Origin of the sequence: Streptomyces sp. NPDC127092, from assembly GCF_042722475.1 — a bacterium.
Classification (GTDB): Bacteria; Actinomycetota; Actinomycetes; order Streptomycetales; family Streptomycetaceae; genus Streptomyces.
In genome coordinates, this window is record NZ_JBHXFE010000163.1 from 1 (window position 1) to 710 (window position 710).

Annotated in this window: 1 protein-coding gene; it reads right to left on the reverse strand. The window is 74.6% G+C overall.

All coding sequences use genetic code 11. The features are described 5' to 3' along the window. The coding region (locus ACFWJO_RS38360; RefSeq protein ID WP_386872802.1) for a DUF6707 family protein at positions 1-710 on the reverse strand (710 nt) is incomplete at both ends.

The window sequence follows — 710 nt, forward strand, 5'->3', positions numbered from 1 at the left end:
TCTCAGAGCCGCCGCGGGCGCGCAGGTACAGCAGCTGGTCGAACCGGGCGCGGCGCCACTGATACTCGGCCTCGGCGTCGCGGGCCTGCAGGGCGCGGGAGATCTCCCGGTCGTAGAGCGGCGGCTCGTTGAGCTGGCGCTGGCGCACCTCGAGCACCCGGGCCGCCCGGCCCGGCTCGGAGGGGACCTCGTCCGCCTCGAGCAGGCGCCGACCGAGGTTGGCGGCGGCGATGTGCTCGCCCTCCTCGCGCAGGATCAGCGACGCCAGGGACAGCGCGGCCTGGATGGACTTCCACCGCCCCACGGCCCCGTCCCACGGCAGGTTCGTCAGCAGGCCTAGGGTGGCCAGCGTGCCCTCGGTGTCCTCGTGCAGCAGGTAGAGCCGCTCGGCCATGCCGAACACGTCCTCCAGCTGGGAGCCGGAGCGCAGGTTCAACCCGTGGGAGAGCCGGGCCGCGGTGGCGGTCAGCTCGGTGTCCTCGAGGTGGCGCTTGCCGACGGCGACGATCCGCTCCTCGGGGGAGCCCGCGTCCACGGGGGAGAAGGTGGTGTCCGGGACGGCCCTGCGCTCCTCCGGGCGGTCCGTGCGGACCCGGATCACGGAGCCGTGGGCGATCTTGACCTCGCGGCCGCCCTCGAGGGTGGCGATCACGAGCGCGGGGGTGCCGAAGTCGTCCCGCATCACCCGGGTCGAGGCCACCGGCGGGGCG